General features: G+C 73.1%; 18 protein-coding genes. 13 read left to right on the top strand and 5 right to left on the bottom strand.

Annotated elements, in window-relative coordinates; translation table 11 throughout:
- Positions 1-155: 155 nt before the first annotated feature.
- Genes BM237_RS23955 through BM237_RS23945 form a run of 3 tightly spaced genes read right to left on the bottom strand, consistent with a single transcriptional unit; the run spans position 156 to position 837 of the window.
- The gene (locus BM237_RS23955) at positions 156-383 is read right to left on the bottom strand and encodes a DUF7848 domain-containing protein (protein WP_093851810.1); all 228 of its coding nucleotides are present in this window, start codon (positions 381-383) and stop codon (positions 156-158) included.
- A 2-nt stretch (positions 384-385) separates the two neighbouring features.
- Positions 386-601, bottom strand: a complete 216-nt coding sequence (locus tag BM237_RS23950; RefSeq protein WP_093851809.1) for a hypothetical protein — start codon at positions 599-601, stop codon at positions 386-388.
- A complete protein-coding gene (locus BM237_RS23945) occupies positions 598-837 on the bottom strand; it encodes a hypothetical protein (protein ID WP_093851872.1) in 240 nt (79 codons plus the stop codon). Before BM237_RS23945 ends, BM237_RS23950 begins: the two co-directional genes overlap by 4 nt.
- Before the next feature lie 120 nt (positions 838-957).
- Here BM237_RS23945 and BM237_RS23940 point away from each other — a divergent pair, with 120 nt between their 5' ends.
- From BM237_RS23940 to BM237_RS23915, 6 genes are all read left to right on the top strand, one after another.
- Positions 958-1812 carry a helix-turn-helix domain-containing protein gene (locus BM237_RS23940; RefSeq protein ID WP_093851808.1) on the top strand — a complete coding sequence of 285 codons (855 nt, stop codon included), beginning with the start codon at positions 958-960 and terminating at the stop codon, positions 1810-1812.
- Positions 1805-2002 carry a DUF397 domain-containing protein gene (locus BM237_RS23935; protein WP_093851807.1) on the top strand — a complete coding sequence of 66 codons (198 nt, stop codon included), beginning with the start codon at positions 1805-1807 and terminating at the stop codon, positions 2000-2002. The genes BM237_RS23940 and BM237_RS23935 overlap by 8 nt, the downstream gene beginning before the upstream one ends.
- 166 nt (positions 2003-2168) lie before the next feature.
- Positions 2169-2555, top strand: a complete 387-nt coding sequence (locus BM237_RS23930) for a YciI family protein (RefSeq protein WP_093851806.1) — start codon at positions 2169-2171, stop codon at positions 2553-2555.
- A 70-nt stretch (positions 2556-2625) separates the two neighbouring features.
- Positions 2626-3888, top strand: a complete 1263-nt coding sequence (locus BM237_RS23925; RefSeq protein WP_093851871.1) for an RNA polymerase sigma factor — start codon at positions 2626-2628, stop codon at positions 3886-3888.
- Positions 3889-4237: 349 nt separating this feature from the next.
- The gene (locus BM237_RS23920) at positions 4238-5152 is read left to right on the top strand and encodes a hypothetical protein (RefSeq protein WP_245793992.1); all 915 of its coding nucleotides are present in this window, start codon (positions 4238-4240) and stop codon (positions 5150-5152) included.
- A gap of 1 nt (position 5153) precedes the next feature.
- On the top strand, positions 5154-5444 hold the full coding sequence (locus BM237_RS23915; protein ID WP_245793990.1) for a hypothetical protein: 291 nt from the start codon (positions 5154-5156) through the stop codon (positions 5442-5444).
- Positions 5445-5470: 26 nt separating this feature from the next.
- Here BM237_RS23915 and BM237_RS23910 read toward each other — a convergent pair whose 3' ends face one another.
- Together BM237_RS23910 and BM237_RS23905 are read right to left on the bottom strand one after the other, a co-directional pair.
- Positions 5471-6640: a zinc-dependent alcohol dehydrogenase gene (locus BM237_RS23910; RefSeq protein ID WP_093851805.1), complete on the bottom strand. Its 1170-nt coding sequence runs from the start codon at positions 6638-6640 to the stop codon at positions 5471-5473.
- Positions 6637-7113, bottom strand: a complete 477-nt coding sequence (locus BM237_RS23905; RefSeq protein WP_093851868.1) for a hypothetical protein — start codon at positions 7111-7113, stop codon at positions 6637-6639. Before BM237_RS23905 ends, BM237_RS23910 begins: the two co-directional genes overlap by 4 nt.
- Before the next feature lie 218 nt (positions 7114-7331).
- On the opposite strand from BM237_RS23905, the gene BM237_RS23900 reads away from it, so the two are divergent.
- The 7 genes from BM237_RS23900 to BM237_RS23870 form a co-directional block, all read left to right on the top strand.
- Positions 7332-7928 carry a Uma2 family endonuclease gene (locus tag BM237_RS23900; protein ID WP_245793988.1) on the top strand — a complete coding sequence of 199 codons (597 nt, stop codon included), beginning with the start codon at positions 7332-7334 and terminating at the stop codon, positions 7926-7928.
- 205 nt (positions 7929-8133) lie between these two features.
- Positions 8134-9405 (top strand): aspartate kinase, encoded by a 1272-nt coding sequence (locus BM237_RS23895; RefSeq protein WP_093851803.1) that lies wholly within the window; start codon positions 8134-8136, stop codon positions 9403-9405.
- Complete coding sequence (locus BM237_RS23890; RefSeq protein WP_093851802.1) at positions 9402-10496, top strand: aspartate-semialdehyde dehydrogenase; 1095 nt, start codon at positions 9402-9404, stop codon at positions 10494-10496. Before BM237_RS23895 ends, BM237_RS23890 begins: the two co-directional genes overlap by 4 nt.
- 413 nt (positions 10497-10909) lie before the next feature.
- Entirely contained in the window at positions 10910-11515 is a 606-nt protein-coding gene (locus BM237_RS23885; protein ID WP_093851801.1) for a SigE family RNA polymerase sigma factor, read from the top strand.
- Positions 11512-12843, top strand: coding sequence for a hypothetical protein (locus BM237_RS23880; RefSeq protein ID WP_093851800.1), 1332 nt, complete (start codon positions 11512-11514; stop codon positions 12841-12843). The genes BM237_RS23885 and BM237_RS23880 overlap by 4 nt, the downstream gene beginning before the upstream one ends.
- An 80-nt stretch (positions 12844-12923) precedes the next feature.
- On the top strand, positions 12924-13787 hold the full coding sequence (locus tag BM237_RS23875) for an SURF1 family protein (RefSeq protein ID WP_093851799.1): 864 nt from the start codon (positions 12924-12926) through the stop codon (positions 13785-13787).
- 93 nt (positions 13788-13880) lie between these two features.
- The coding region (locus BM237_RS23870; protein ID WP_425443736.1) for a hypothetical protein at positions 13881-14197 on the top strand (317 nt) is incomplete at its 3' end.

The following is a 14197-nucleotide window of genomic DNA, read 5'->3' as shown; positions in this document are numbered from 1 at the left end:
TCCCTGTTTCGCATGGCATTTGACGCAGGGATTCCAGGCGTTTGGTCGTTCGGAGACCAACGAGGGGGCCCGAGGGTTGTACGGGCGCGTCGTGGGGCGCGCAGTGTCGGCGCTGCGCCGTTACCGCCCGCAGCGCCCCACCGGCCGGACGGCCGTCAGCGCATCCACGCCCGCCAGGGGCGGTGGATGACCTCGCGGTAGGTGTGGTGGGAGGGGTTGCGGCCCGCGTGGACGAGCGCCCAGCGCTGGACGTCCTGGAAGTCCACGCCCGTCCCCGACCGCCGCCCGCACACCGCGCACTCCATCGCGTACGTGACGGGCTCGGCGTCGGGCTCGCGGTCGGGCTCCAGCGTCCAGCTCGCGAAACGGATCACACTGCGCATGCTCACGGCAGCCTCCTGGTGCGGTCGCGGTTGATCTCGGTGACCCGGGCGCGCAGTTCCTCGCACGTCCCGGCCGGCCGCAGCGCGTCGGCCGGGCAGTCCCACTCCAGCCCTCCGCCGGGCGGCCGGAGCTGCACCAGCCCGCCCACCGTCCCCATCACCCGCCCCACCCGGTCGCTGCGGCCGTCCACGGCGTACGAGCCGACGACGGGGTTCACCTCTTCTCACCCTCCGTGACGGCCCGCATGAGCGCGGCGGCCAGCCGCCGCGCCGTGGCGGGGGTGCAGCGGCCCAGTTCCACCAGCGGCGGATCGGCCGTCTCGCCCGCGTACGAGACGAGGTCCACGCGCAGCGAGGGAAGCGTGACGCCCGCGCCGAGCAGCGCTTTTTGCAGCTCGTCCACCGCCTCCTCCGCGACGCCGAGCCGTTCACGATCGGGCTGTCGTCCTGTCACGACCACGCCTGGCCTCCTGTGCATGCCGAGAGTTTCCGAATGGATACCCACAGTGGCGGCCGAAAGCTACGCTCGCCAGAGTTAGACCGATGCGGTGAACCTTGTTGGGGGAGTGACGCCATGGCCAGTGGCGGCAGCGGACCGGGCCGTCCCGGGCGGCCGAAGATCGGCTGGGAGTTCTTCGGATCCGAGCTGAGACGCCGCCGTGAGGCAGCGGGCGTCACCCAACAGGAGCTGGGTGAGCGGGTGTTCTGCTCGGGCTCGTACATCGGGCAGTTCGAGTCGGCGGTCCGCAAGCCGCAACTGGAGCTGGCCCGCCGCTTCGACGAGGAGCTGGACACGGACGGCTACTTCGCCCGGATGTGCGAGGAGCTGGTCAACAGCTCGCCGTTCGCCGACTACTTCATGGAAGCGGCGGAGTTCCAGACCCTCGCCACCACGATCTGCGAGTTCTCCCCGACGCTGGTACCGGGGCTTCTCCAGACCGAGGGCTACGCGCGCGCGGTCGTGGAGGCGGGGCTGCCGTTCGAGCCGGAGGAGGAGATCGAGCAGCGCGTGAAGACCCGGATGGGACGGACGCGACTGCTGAGGGGCTCAACAAGCCCGAAGTTGTGGGTGATCCTGGACGAGAGCGTGCTGCGGCGTCCGGTCGGCGGTCCCGGCGTCATGGTGGAGCAACTGCGGCACCTGGAGACCATGGGAGCGGGGCGTCGTGTCCTGGTGCAGGTCCTGCCGTACTCCTCCGGCGCCCACGCATTGCTGGACGGCAGCATGACCTTGATGACCTTCGACGACGCGCCGCCGGTGGCGTACACCGAAGGCCCGTACAGCGGACAGCTGTTGGACGATCCGGCGGTGGTCGCGCGGTGCGAGGCCTCCTACGATCACGTACGGGCTGCCGCGCTGCCGCCGCGAGAGTCCCTGGCCCTGATCCGGACGATGGCGGAGGAGTACGAACGTGAGGCTCATGTGTGATTCGGGCAAGGCGAGTTGGCGCAAGTCCAGCTACAGCGGCTCGGACAACAACAACTGTGTTGAGGTCGCCGACAACCTCCCCGGCCTGATACCCGTGCGCGACTCCAAGCGGCCGTCCGGCCCGGTGGTCGTGTTCTCCGCCGAGGGCTGGGGGCCGTTCGTGGCGGCCGTCAGGGGCGGCCGGCTCTGATGCGGGCCGGGCCGGGGCCGGGTCGGGGCCGGCCCGGGATCGGGCCGGAAAAAATTCCTGAGAAAAATCCGGGGAGCTGTCGATCCGGTCGTCTCCCGATCGACGCATGGGTGAGAGGCGGGAAGAGAGCCCGCCTCCGCCACCCGAACCGAGCAGAGGAGCCACCATGCCCCGCTTCATGTCGCTGATCCAGGTCGACGAGCAGAGCATCGCCACCCAGGCCCCCGACCCCGACTTCGAGAAGCGTATGGGCGCGCTGTTCGAGGAGATCACCAAGGCCGGGGTCATGCTGGACACGGCCGGGCTCGCCCCGACCTCCCAGGCCGCCCGGCTCCACTGGTCGGGCGGGAAGATCAGCCAGACCGACGGCCCCTTCACCGAGAGCAAGGAGGTCGTCGGCGGCTACGCGCTCCTCCAGGTCAAGGACAGGGCCGAGGCCCTGGAGTGGGCCAGGCGGTTCCTGGAGGTCCACCCGGAGAACTGGAACGTCACCGCCGAGGTCCGCGAGATCCAGGAGGGTCCGTCCGACCCGTCCGAACTTCCTTGCCCCTGAGGCCGCGCGGCTGCTCTGATGGGTGGCCGTGACGGGAACGGACGCGGTCGACACGACCGGCGCGAGCGGTGTGGGCAGTGCGGGCGGCACTGGCAGTACCGGCGGTACGACGGCCGAGACGGTCGAGACGGTGTTCAGGATCGAGTCCGCGCGGATCACCGCCGCCGCGGCCCGCGTCGTGCGGGACGTCGGGCTGGCGGAGGAGATCGCGCAGGACGCCCTGGTGGCGGCGTTGGAGCAGTGGCCGGAGTCAGGCGTGCCGGAGCGGCCGGGCGCCTGGCTCACGGCCGTCGCCAAGCGGCGCGCGATCGACCTCGTGCGCCGCGGGGAGACGTACGCGCGCAAGCTGGCCGAGGTCGGGCGGACGCTGGAGGACACCCCGCCGCCGCCCGAGCCCGCCGATCCGGACGACATCGACGACGACCTGCTGCGGCTGGTCTTCACCGCCTGCCATCCCGTCCTCTCCACGGAGGCCCGGACCGCCCTCACACTGCGGCTGCTGGGCGGGTTGACGACGCAGGAGATCGCCCGCGCGTTCCTGACCTCCGAGGCCACCGTCGCCCAGCGGATCGTGCGGGCCAAGCGGAAGCTGGCGGCGGCCGGGGTGCCCTTCGAGGTGCCGTACGGCGAGGACCGGGCCGGGCGGCTGTCGTCCGTGCTGGAGGTCGTCTACCTGGTCTTCAACGAGGGCTACTCGGCGACGGCCGGCGACGACCTGTGCCGCCCGGCGCTGTGCGAGGACGCCCTGCGTCTGGCGCGTGTGCTGGAGGGGCTGATGCCGGGCGAGCCCGAGGTGCACGGGCTGGCGGCGCTGCTGGAGCTCCAGGCGTCCCGCGTCCCGGCGCGCACCGGGCCCGGCGGCGAGCCGGTGCTGCTCGCCGACCAGAACCGCGCCAGGTGGAACCGCATGCTGATCCTGCGCGGCCTGGAGGCCCTGCGGCGCGCGGGGGAGGGCCCGTACGGCCCGTACTGCCTCCAGGCCGCGATCGCCGCCTGCCACGCGCGGGCGGTCAGGTACGAGGACACCGACTGGGCGGTGATCGCCGCGCTGTACGGGCGGCTGGCGGCGCTGACGCCCTCGCCGGTGGTGGAGCTGAACCGGGCGGTGGCCGTCTCCATGGCCGAGGGGCCCGAGGCCGGTCTGGGGCTGGTGGACGCCCTCACCGATGAGCCCGCGCTGCGCGGCTACCACCTGCTGCCCAGCGTCCGGGGCGATCTGCTGGAGCGATTGGGGCGCGCGGAGGAGGCGCGCGCGGAGTTCGAACGCGCCGCGTCCCTGACGCACAACGAGCGCGAGAGGGAACTGCTGCTGGGACGCGCCCGGCGCTCGTGACCCGGGCCCCGGACACGGGTGCGCACACGGGAGGTCCGTCGGGTGAGCGGGGATTTCACCAGGGGCGTTCGGGGCCGTTGCGAGGCCCGGGTCTCAAGTTCCGGGATTCGAGAGCTGCTTGTGAGGAATGGGCGGGTTGGCACAACCCGCCCACCCTCCCCTGCGGCGCGCGTACAACAACCGCACCTGCGGAGATGACCTGAGGTGACCGGGTCGCGACGATCGGTTGCGCCGGTGTAGCGTGCCGATCGAAGAACTCGACCCCCGGCGGTGCGCCAACACCGGTCGGGGGTCTGACCACCCAGATCGAAGAGGCGATCCTGTGGCTGCACAAGACCTTAGCGCCGGCATGCCCGCGCACAAGCACCCCATGGCGTCACCGGGCTACGGAAAGCGGACCGCGCCCGGCCAACGGCCGCGTACGGCGGCCGACTTCGCACACCTGCCCCGGCGCGAGGCGTCCGTCGCCGCCTACCTCGACCGGCTGCCCGACGGCGCCGACATCTCCGTGAAGACCCTGGCCAAGGTGCTGCCGGACTACGGCCAGTGCGCGCTGGGCACGGTGCTGCGGCGGCTGTCGGAGGCCGGGCACCTGCGGCGCGGGCGCGAGCACATCACCGGCGGCGGCAGCCCGCGCTGGGTGACACGCACGTACTTCTCGCGGACGGCGCGCGGCGACGCGTGGTGGGCGGCGTTCCTGGCGGGGGAGCACCCGGAGGACGAACCCGCACCCGCGTCCGTACCCGCCGCCGGAGCCGTACCCGCCCATGAACCCGCGTCCGCCCCCGAGCCCGTACAGCCGCCGCGCTCGCGGGCGTACGGCGTGCTGGCCGGGCTCGGCCGCGCCGAGCCGCGCATGACGCTCTCGGCCGCCGACTGCGCGGCCCTGGAGGAGCTGGCCGGGCAGTGGCTGGAGCGCGGGGCCGACGAGCGGCAGCTCACCGGCGCGCTGACCGCCGGGCTGCCGCCGGAGGTCCACCACCCGGCCGCCCTCGCCCGCAGGCGCCTGACGGACAAGCTCCCGCCCGAGCCCGCCCCCGAGCCGGCGTCCGTGCCCGGCCCCGCCTCCGGATCGCCGGGGCCGGCCGTGCTGCGGATGGCGGAGTGCACGGTCTGCGGCGTCCCGGGCCGCCCCGAGGCCCTTCCCGGCGGCCTGTGCCGCGACTGCCGAGGCCTGCCACCGGCCGCCCCGGCCGGTCCCGAGCCCGCCGAGGTCAGAGCGTACGTCGACCGCCTGCGCGCCGCCGCCAGGGCGAGGTGCTGACGTGGGGCGGGAGGCCCGGATGCTCGTGGAGGAGTTCGAGCGGATCGAGCGTGCCGCGCCCGAGACGGTCCGGCTGGAGTTCGTCCACGGCCGGCCGGTGGTGAAGCCGGGGGCTGACGGCGCCCGGGGCGCGACCCTCGTTCACCTGGTCGGGGCGTTCCTGGCGGAACGCCCCGAGCCGGCGCTCTGCCCGTACCGGGGCCGGACGACGCGGCCGTACGGGGCCGTGGTGGGGATCCCCGATCCGGTCGGTATCACGCTGCGGACGGTGAAGCTCAGGGGCTGCGCCTGACGTGCCCGCCGGGGACCGCCCGAGGGCTAAGGGTGGAAGACCGCGCGCACGCAGCCGTCCTTCTTGTGCTTGAACATGTCGTAGCCCTTGGCCGCCCGGTCCAGGGACATGGTGTGGGTGGCCAGGTGGGCGGTGTCGATCTCGCCGGCGGCGATGCGCTCCAGCAGCATCGGGATGTAGCGCTGGCCGTGCATCTGCGCGCCGCGCAGCGTCAGCCCCTTGTTGACGATCATGCCCAGCGGGAACTTGTCGACCGCTCCGGCGAAGACGCCCAGCACGAAGACGGTGCCGCCCTTGCGGCAGGCGTGGACGGCCTGGCGCACGGCGGTGGGGCGGTCGGTCTGGAGGCGGAGCTGGTGCTTGGCCTGGTCGTACAGGTGACCGGGGCCGGTGCTGTGGGCCTCCATGCCGACGGCCTCGATGCACACGTCCGGTCCCCGGCCGCCGGTGCGCGTCCGCAACTCGGCGGCGACGTCGGTGGAGGTGTAGTCGATGGTCTCGGCGCCGGCGTACGTCTCGGCCATCGCCAGCCGCTCGGGGTGGCGGTCGATGCAGATGACGCGCTCGGCGCCCTTGAGGACGGAGGCCCGAGCCGCCATCTGGCCGACCGCGCCGCAACCCCACACCGCCACCACGTCGCCGGGCCGCACCCCGCCGAGGTCGGCGCCCATCCAGCCGGTGGGCACGGCGTCGGAGGCGAACAGCGCGCTGAGGTCGTCGACGCCCTCGGGGACGGAGAAGGCGCCGTAATCGGCGAAGGGGACGCGCACGTACTCGGCGTGGCTGCCGCGGATGCCGCCCATGGCGTGCGAGTAGCCGAAGATCCCGGCGGTCTCGTAGCCGAAGAGGGCCTGGCCGATGCCGGGGTTGGTGTTGGTGTTGTCGCACAGCGACCACATGTCGTTGCGGCAGTACCAGCAGCGGCCGCAGCCGATGAAGGAGCACACCACGACCCGGTCGCCGACCCGGTGGCGGCGCACCTCCGGGCCGGTCTCGACCACCTCGCCGACGAACTCGTGCCCGATCACGTCGCCGGGCCGCATGGCGGGGATGTAGCCGCCGATGATGTGCAGGTCCGAGCCGCAGGTGGTGCTCAGCAGCAGCCGCACGACCATGTCCTGGTCGTTGCGGATCTCCGGCTCGGGGACCTGCTCGACCGACAGCTTGTTGACGCCTTCCCAGCACAGAGCCCTCACAGCACTCCCTCCCCGCCCGCTCGCCTGGAGGCCAGTCCGACGGCCCTGCCCCCGACCGTGTCGCCGCGTCCGGTCGGCGGCGCGTCCGGCAGCATCACCTCGCCGGCCTCCAGCAGTGACTTGGCCTCGCGCAGCGCGCGCCGCACCTCCTGGCGCGGGTCCCTGCCCGCGAGCCGGGCCGGCGGTGAGGCGGAGGCGGGCGGCGCGGGGTCGCGCAGCCGGGCGGCCAGCTCGGTGCCGCGGTCGCCGGGGGCGGGCCGCACGGTGATCTCCAGCGCGTCGCCGAACTCGTCCAGCGGGTGGGGCGGGCCGCCGTGGGGCATCACGTCGGTCGGTGCGCGGTCGATGGTCACGACCAGCCAGCGGCGGCCGTTCTCCCGCGCCCTGCGCCGTGCGGACGCGGCCCCGCGCAGGGCCGCCGCGCCGGCCCCGGCGCCCGCGAGGACCAGCGCCGTGCGTGCCAGGTGGTTCATGGCCTTCCGCCTCCCGCTCCGTGTGCCGTCGTCGCCGTCCGTACCGTCGTTGCAGGGCTGTCCGGGGTACCCCCGGACGGCGGCGGCCATGCGCGGGGCGGGAGCGGGACGGGACAGGGCTGCCGGACGGGCCGGTGTTCACCCGTACGGGCGATGGAACGGGGAAGTCGCTGGGTAGGCTGACGAAGTCGGCGAGGATACGGCTCATGGGAGCAGTGATGAGTGTCGAGCCCGAGTACGCGTGGCCGCGACCGCCGGCGGGTGGGTACACCGCCGAGGACCTGGACCGGATTCCCGATCTGCCCCCGCACACGGAGCTGATCGACGGGAGCCTCGTCTTCGTGAGTCCGCAGACCGCTTTCCACGCGCGCGCGATGCGCCTGCTGGAGAACCACCTTCTCCAGGCCGCCCCACCCGAGCTGGACGTCTTCCGGGATATGACCGTCACCCTCGGGAAGCGGGACCGCCCGGAACCGGACGTCGTGGTCGTCCGGGCCGATGCGTTGACCAGGCTGCGGCAGACCGGTTTCCGCCCCGAGGACGTCGTCCTGGCCGTCGAGGTGGTGTCGGACGACTCCGAGGCGCGTGACCGTGAGACCAAGCCGCGCAAGTACGCCGCGGCCGGGATCCCGCACTTCTGGCGGGTTGAGGCGGGGGAGGGCGAGGACGGTGCCGCGAGCCCCGTCGCGTACGTCTTCGAGCTGGAGCCCGCCACCCGTACCTACGCCGTGACCGGCATCCACCACGAGCGGCTGAAGACGGATGTCCCGTTTCCGGTCGATATCGACCTGACCGCGGTCGCGCGGCGGGTGTGAGGTGCGCAACGTTCCCGTGTGAAGAGGCCGTGAGCGGGCAGGGGTGCCCGCTGAGCCGGTGCGACGTGGCGCCGCGCCGCGCTGCTTGTGGGCGGTACATCTCACGATGTGGTAGAGGCGGGGTCGAAAAGGCCTGCTCGGTAAACTGAAGCGACCGCTGGGCTCCTGTACGGGAGCCCCGGAAGACAGATTACGAGGAGCGCACGTGGGCCTTGTCGTGCAGAAGTACGGCGGCTCCTCCGTTGCCGATGCCGAGGGCATCAAGCGCGTTGCCAAGCGAATCGTCGAAGCCAAGAAGAACGGCCATCAGGTGGTCGTCGTGGTTTCGGCGATGGGTGACACGACGGACGAGCTGATCGATCTCGCTGGAGAGGTGTCCCCGGTCACATCGGGGCGCGAGTTCGACATGCTGCTGACCGCCGGGGAGCGGATCTCCATGGCCCTGCTGGCGATGGCGATCAAATCCCTCGGCCACGAGGCGCAGTCGTTCACCGGGAGCCAGGCGGGTGTCATCACCGACTCCGTCCACAACAAGGCCCGCATCATCGACGTCACGCCGGGCCGTATCAAGACCGCGCTGGACGAGGGCAACATCGCCATCGTCGCCGGTTTCCAGGGCGTGTCCCAGGACAAGAAGGACATCACCACCCTGGGCCGGGGCGGCTCGGACACCACCGCGGTGGCGCTGGCCGCCGCGCTGGACGCCGAGGTCTGCGAGATCTACACCGACGTCGACGGCGTCTTCACCGCCGACCCGCGGGTCGTGAAGAAGGCCCGCAAGATCGACTGGATCTCGTTCGAGGACATGCTGGAGCTGGCCAGCTCCGGCTCCAAGGTGCTGCTGCACCGGTGCGTGGAGTACGCACGCCGTTACAACATCCCGATCCACGTCCGCTCCTCCTTCTCCGGACTGCGGGGCACGTGGGTCAGCAACCAGCCGCAAGGGGACCAGCCGATGGAGCAGGCGCTCATCTCCGGTGTCGCACACGACACCTCCGAGGCGAAGATCACGGTCGTCGGAGTGCCGGACAAGCCGGGCGAGGCCGCGAAGATCTTCCGCGCCATCGCGGACGGCGAGCTGAACATCGACATGGTGGTGCAGAACGTCTCCGCCGCGTCCACCGGTCTGACCGACATCTCCTTCACCCTGCCCAAGACCGACGGCCGCCGGGCCATCGAGGCGCTGGAGCGGGCGAAGGCCTCCATCGGTTTCGACTCCCTGCGCTACGACGACCAGATCGCCAAGATCTCCCTGGTCGGCGCGGGCATGAAGACCAACCCGGGCGTCACCGCCACCTTCTTCGAGGCGCTGTCGGGCGCCGGGGTCAACATCGAGCTGATCTCGACCTCCGAGATCCGCATCTCGGTCGTCACCCGCAAGGACGACGTCAACGAGGCCGTCCGCGCGGTGCACACCGCGTTCGGCCTGGACAGCGAGAGCGACGAGGCGGTCGTCTACGGGGGCACCGGGCGATGACCCCCGCCGGGGGGTTCCCCCGAGCCCCGATCGGTCGCGCCGACCGGCCAACCCTGGCCGTGGTCGGCGCGACCGGGGCCGTCGGCACCGTGCTGCTGGGACTGCTGTCCGAGCGCGCGGACGTCTGGGGGGAGATCCGCCTGGTCGCCTCGGAGCACTCGGCCGGCCGCAAGCTGGCGGTGCGCGGTGAGGAGATCGAGGTCCTCGCCCTGGGCGAGGAGGTCTTCGACGGTGTGGACGTCGCGATGTTCGACGTGCCCGCCGGTGTCGCGGCCCACTGGGCGCCGGTGGCGGCGGCCCGGGGCGCGGTGGTGGTGGACAACTCCGGCGTGTTCCGGGCGGACCCGGACGTACCGATGGTCGTCCCCGAGGTCAACGCCCACGCGGTGCGGACCAGGCCCCGCGGCATCGTCGCCAATCCCGGCTGCGCCACCCTGACGATGATCGTGGCGCTGGGCGCCCTGCACGCGGAGTGGGGCCTGGAGGAGCTGGTCGTCTCCACCTACCAGGCCGTCTCCGAGTCCGGGCGGCGGGGCGTGGAGACCCTGCGCGAGCAGCTCGCGGCCGTGGCCGGCACCGAGCTGGGCGTCCACCCCGGCGACGTGCGGCGCGCGGTGGGCGACACCGGCCCGTACGCGGCGCCGGTCGCGCTGAACGTGGTGCCCTTCTCCGGGGCGCCGGCCGAGGACGGCTGGACGAGCGAGGAGCTGGCGGTCCGCGAGGAGACCCGCAGGGTCCTGGGCCTGCCGGGGCTGCGCGCCACCGCCACCTGTGTGCGCGTACCCGTGGTCACCACCCACTCGGCGTCGGTGCACGCACGCTTCGAGAACGAGGTCTCGGTGGGGGAGGCGCACGAGATCCTGGCGAACGCGCCGGGCGTGGTGGTCTGCGACGATCCGGCGACGGGCGAGTTCCCCACCCCCGCCGACGCGGTCGGCACCGATCCCGCCTGGGTGGGGCGGGTGCGGCGCTCGCCGGACGACCCGCGGGCGCTGGAGCTGTTCGTGTGCGGCGACAACCTCCGCAAGGGCGCCGCGCTCAACATGGCGCAGATCGGGGAGCTGGTCGCGGCCGAGCGGGCCGCGGAATGACCGGATGACCGGAAACCGCCGTCGGTGCGCAGTGATCCGCGGCGAATCCGCCGCGGACCCGCACCGGTGTCCGGATCCGGTCGGATCCGGACAGGGCAGCGCCGGTTGTGAAGGACTTGTAATGAAGCCATACCTGGTAACCGCTTGATCCAGACCAGTCTTCTGGAAGAGGATTTTCCTTCGCATGCCCGGAACCGCGATCCGGGCGCGGGCGTCTCCCGTTCCACTGCCGGAAGCCGAGGGCGCCTGTTCGGCGGCGGAGAGGAAGAGGTGGTACGCATGCGGTCGTCCGGTTCGCCGGAAAGAACGACGCTCCGCGCGTACAACCCTGACGGGGGGAAGCGTGTCCAACAGGCGTGGCAGAGGCACTCGGAATCGCAACGGCGCCCGTACGGGCGCCCGCGGGCGGCGGCATGTCCGGCGGGGGCATGCCCGTGATCGCTCCCTGGTCGGCTTCCCGTCCCGCACGGCTCCCCTCGCAGGCGAGGGACGCTGACGGCACGATGGCAGCGGGCACCACAGCGGCGGGCACCACCGTCGACCACCTCACCGAGACCTACCAGGCCCACTACCGCTCCCTGCTCGGGCTCGCCGCCCTGCTGCTCGACGACACCGCGTCCTGCGAGGACGTGGTGCAGGAGGCGTTCATCCGCGTGCACTCGGCGCGCAGGCGGGTACGGGAGCCGGAGAAGACCCTGGCGTATCTGCGCCAGACCGTCGTCAACCTCTCCCGCTCCACGCTGCGCCGCCGCATCCTGGGGCTGAAGCTGCTCTCCAAGCCGATGCCGGACATGGCCAGCGCGGAGGAGGGCGCGTACGCGCGCATCGAGCAGGACGAGTTGAAGAAGGCGCTGCGCAAGCTCCAGCGCCGCCAGCGGGAGGTGCTGGTCCTGCGGTACTTCGCGGACATGACCGAGGCGCAGGTCGCCGAGACGCTCGGCATCTCGCTCGGTTCGGTGAAGGCCTACGGCTCCCGGGGCATCGCCGCCCTGCGGGTCGCGATGGAGGCGCCCGCATGAGCGGCGACGGACGGCACGAGGAACAGCGCGACCCGCGGGGGGAACCCGGAGCCGGACACGACGGGGGCGGCGGGCGGGAGGGACGGGAGCCGGAGGCGGGCGGCCCGGCGGGCCCGAGGGACACCCCGGCGGATCCGGGCGCTCCGGCGGGTCCGGACGCTCCGGCGGATCCGGCCGGCCTGGACGAGCGGTCGCTGCGGCTGATGCTGCACGGCGCCGTCGAGGACGTCGCGCCGGCCCCGGACGCCCTCGAACGCCTCCACCACGCCGTACCCGCCCGCCGTGCCCGCCGCAGGCAGCTGACGGTCGGGGCGGCCGCCGCCGCCCTCGTCATCGGTGTGGCCACTCCCGCCCTGGTGCAGAGCGGCGTCATCACCCGGGTCCTGGACGGTGACACCACCAACGCCGCCAGCGCCCAGGACCGGCAGGAGGGCGCCGGGACGGACGGCCGGAGCGGCGACGCCGCGAACCAGGACGCCGACCAGTACTCCGCGGGCGGCGGACGGCAGGACACGGCGGGGTCGCGCGAGGGCTCCGGCAGGGGCGGCACCGCGTCGTCCCCCGAGACCGACGACACCCTCGGCCCCACCTCCCCGAGCTGTCTGCGCTCCCAGATCGGCGACGGCGGCTCCACCGTGAGCCCCGCCGACGCGGCCGGCCATGTGTACGGGGCCTTCAAGATCAAGAACATCTCGGACGCCTCCTGCCTGGTGGACGGATCCGACACCGTCACCGCCACCCCGGTGGGCGCCGCCGACCCGACCGGCTTCAGCGTCGTCGCCCACACCTCCGGCGGCAGGGCCGCCAAGCTGCCCGACCCGCAGCTCGAACCCGGCTCGTTCGTCCTGGAACCGGGCAAGTCGTACACGGTGCGGTTCGCCTGGGTGCCCAGCGAGGGCGGCGGCACCACCGGCTGCCCGGTGAGCCCCGGCCCCGACCAGACGGCCCCCGGCGACTCCTCCGGCGGCACGGACTCCGGCGGAGGCAGCGGCGGCGACGGAGGCGGCGGCACCGGCGGAGGCGGCACGAGCGGCGGCACGGACTCCTCCGGCGGCAGCGGTACCTCCGGCGGCACGGCACCCCCCGACGGCGGCCAGGGCGGCGAGGGCGGCGACACCGTCGACGAGCCCACCGAGAGCAGCGGCAGCGGCGTCAGCCCTCAGCTCGCGTACGACACCGGCGGCTCGGGCTCCGGCCCGGGCGCCACGGCGGCCTCGGTCGTCCTGCGCTATGTGCCGGCGGCGGGCGAGCCGCGCATCGGCAAGATCGAGATCGCCGGGGCCTGCGCCGGGACGGTGTACCGCACCGGCCCCGTCCCGGTGGGCTGAACACCCGGCGGGCGCAGGGGGCGGCGCGCGGGGCGGGGGCGGGTGGGCCGTCCCCGGCCCGCCCCCGTACCGTTGAGGGCGTGTACCGGTTCCTGCTGACCCCGCGCTGGTGGGTGATCAACCTCTTCGTGCTGCTGTCGATCCCCGTCTGCCTGTTCATGGGGAGCTGGCAGCTCAGCCGGTTCGAGGACCGTGTGGACTCCCACCAGGCCCGGCAGGAGCGCTCGGCGGAGGGGATCGCCGATGCCGACGCCAGGCCGCTGGACGATCTGCTGCCCCTCACCCAGGAGACCGCCGGGCAGCCCGCCCGGACCACCGGCAGCTACGACGCGGGCCACGAGTTCCTGGTGCCCGGCCGCCACCTCGGCGACCGCGAGGGCTTCTACGTGCTGACTCCGCTGCGCACCGGCGACGGCCGGGCCCTGCCCGTCGTACGCGGCTGGCTGCCGGGCGAGGCCGACCCCGCGCGGGTGCCCGCGCCGCCGGCCGGCGAGGTGAGCGTCACCGGAGTGCTCCAGGCGCCGGAGAGCCAGAGCTCGCCGGGCGCTGTCGGCGGCGCCCTGCCGAAGGGCCAGGTCGGCATCATCAGCGCGGCCACGCTGGTCAACCTGGTGCCCTACGAGGTGTACGACGTGTGGATCACCGTCCAGCGCGCGCAGGAGCCGATGGAGGCGGTGCCGCCGGTCGCGGCGGCGGGCACCGGACTGGACCTGAAGGCGTTCCAGAACCTGGGCTACACCGCGCAGTGGTTCGTCTTCGCGGGCTTCGTGGTCTTCATGTGGTACCGGCTGTTCCGCCGCGAGGCGGAGACCGCCCGCGATCTCGCCCTCGGCATCGAGGCGCCCGCCGAGCCGTCCGAGCCCATCGCGGAACCGTCCCCGGTGCGGGAGGAGCCCGCCGCGGCGGGCTCCGGCGCCCCGGCCGCGGAGAAATCCGCTCCCTGACATAGATTCGGCCCTCCCTCCACGTCTGAGTCATGACGACGAGGAACGGCGTACGCCCTCCGTGGACGCGTACGCCCATGACGTGGAGGAAACATGAGCAAGCAGCGGTTCGTCGCGGCCGGGGTCACCGCCGTCGCACTGGCGGGCCTGGGCGGCACCGCCTTCGCCCTCCAGGGCCAGAGCCAGGGACTGGGCCAGAGCCAGGGACTGGGCCAGAGCCAGGGACTGGGCGGGGACCGGGGAGCGGCGCGTCCCGCCGCCGCCCCTGAACGTCCGGCCGGCACGGAGACCACCGGCCCGCGGGCGTCCTCGGTGGTGCGGGTGGTGCGGCCGTACGAGCCGGTGGAGATCGGTCAGGGCGCGCTGATGGGCCTGCTGCCGGAGGGCAGGCAGAACTACGTGGTGTCCTG

The organism is Streptomyces mangrovi (assembly GCF_900114215.1).
GTDB lineage: Bacteria > Actinomycetota > Actinomycetes > Streptomycetales > Streptomycetaceae > Streptomyces > Streptomyces barkulensis.
This window is presented reverse-complemented; position numbering and strand designations above follow the sequence as displayed.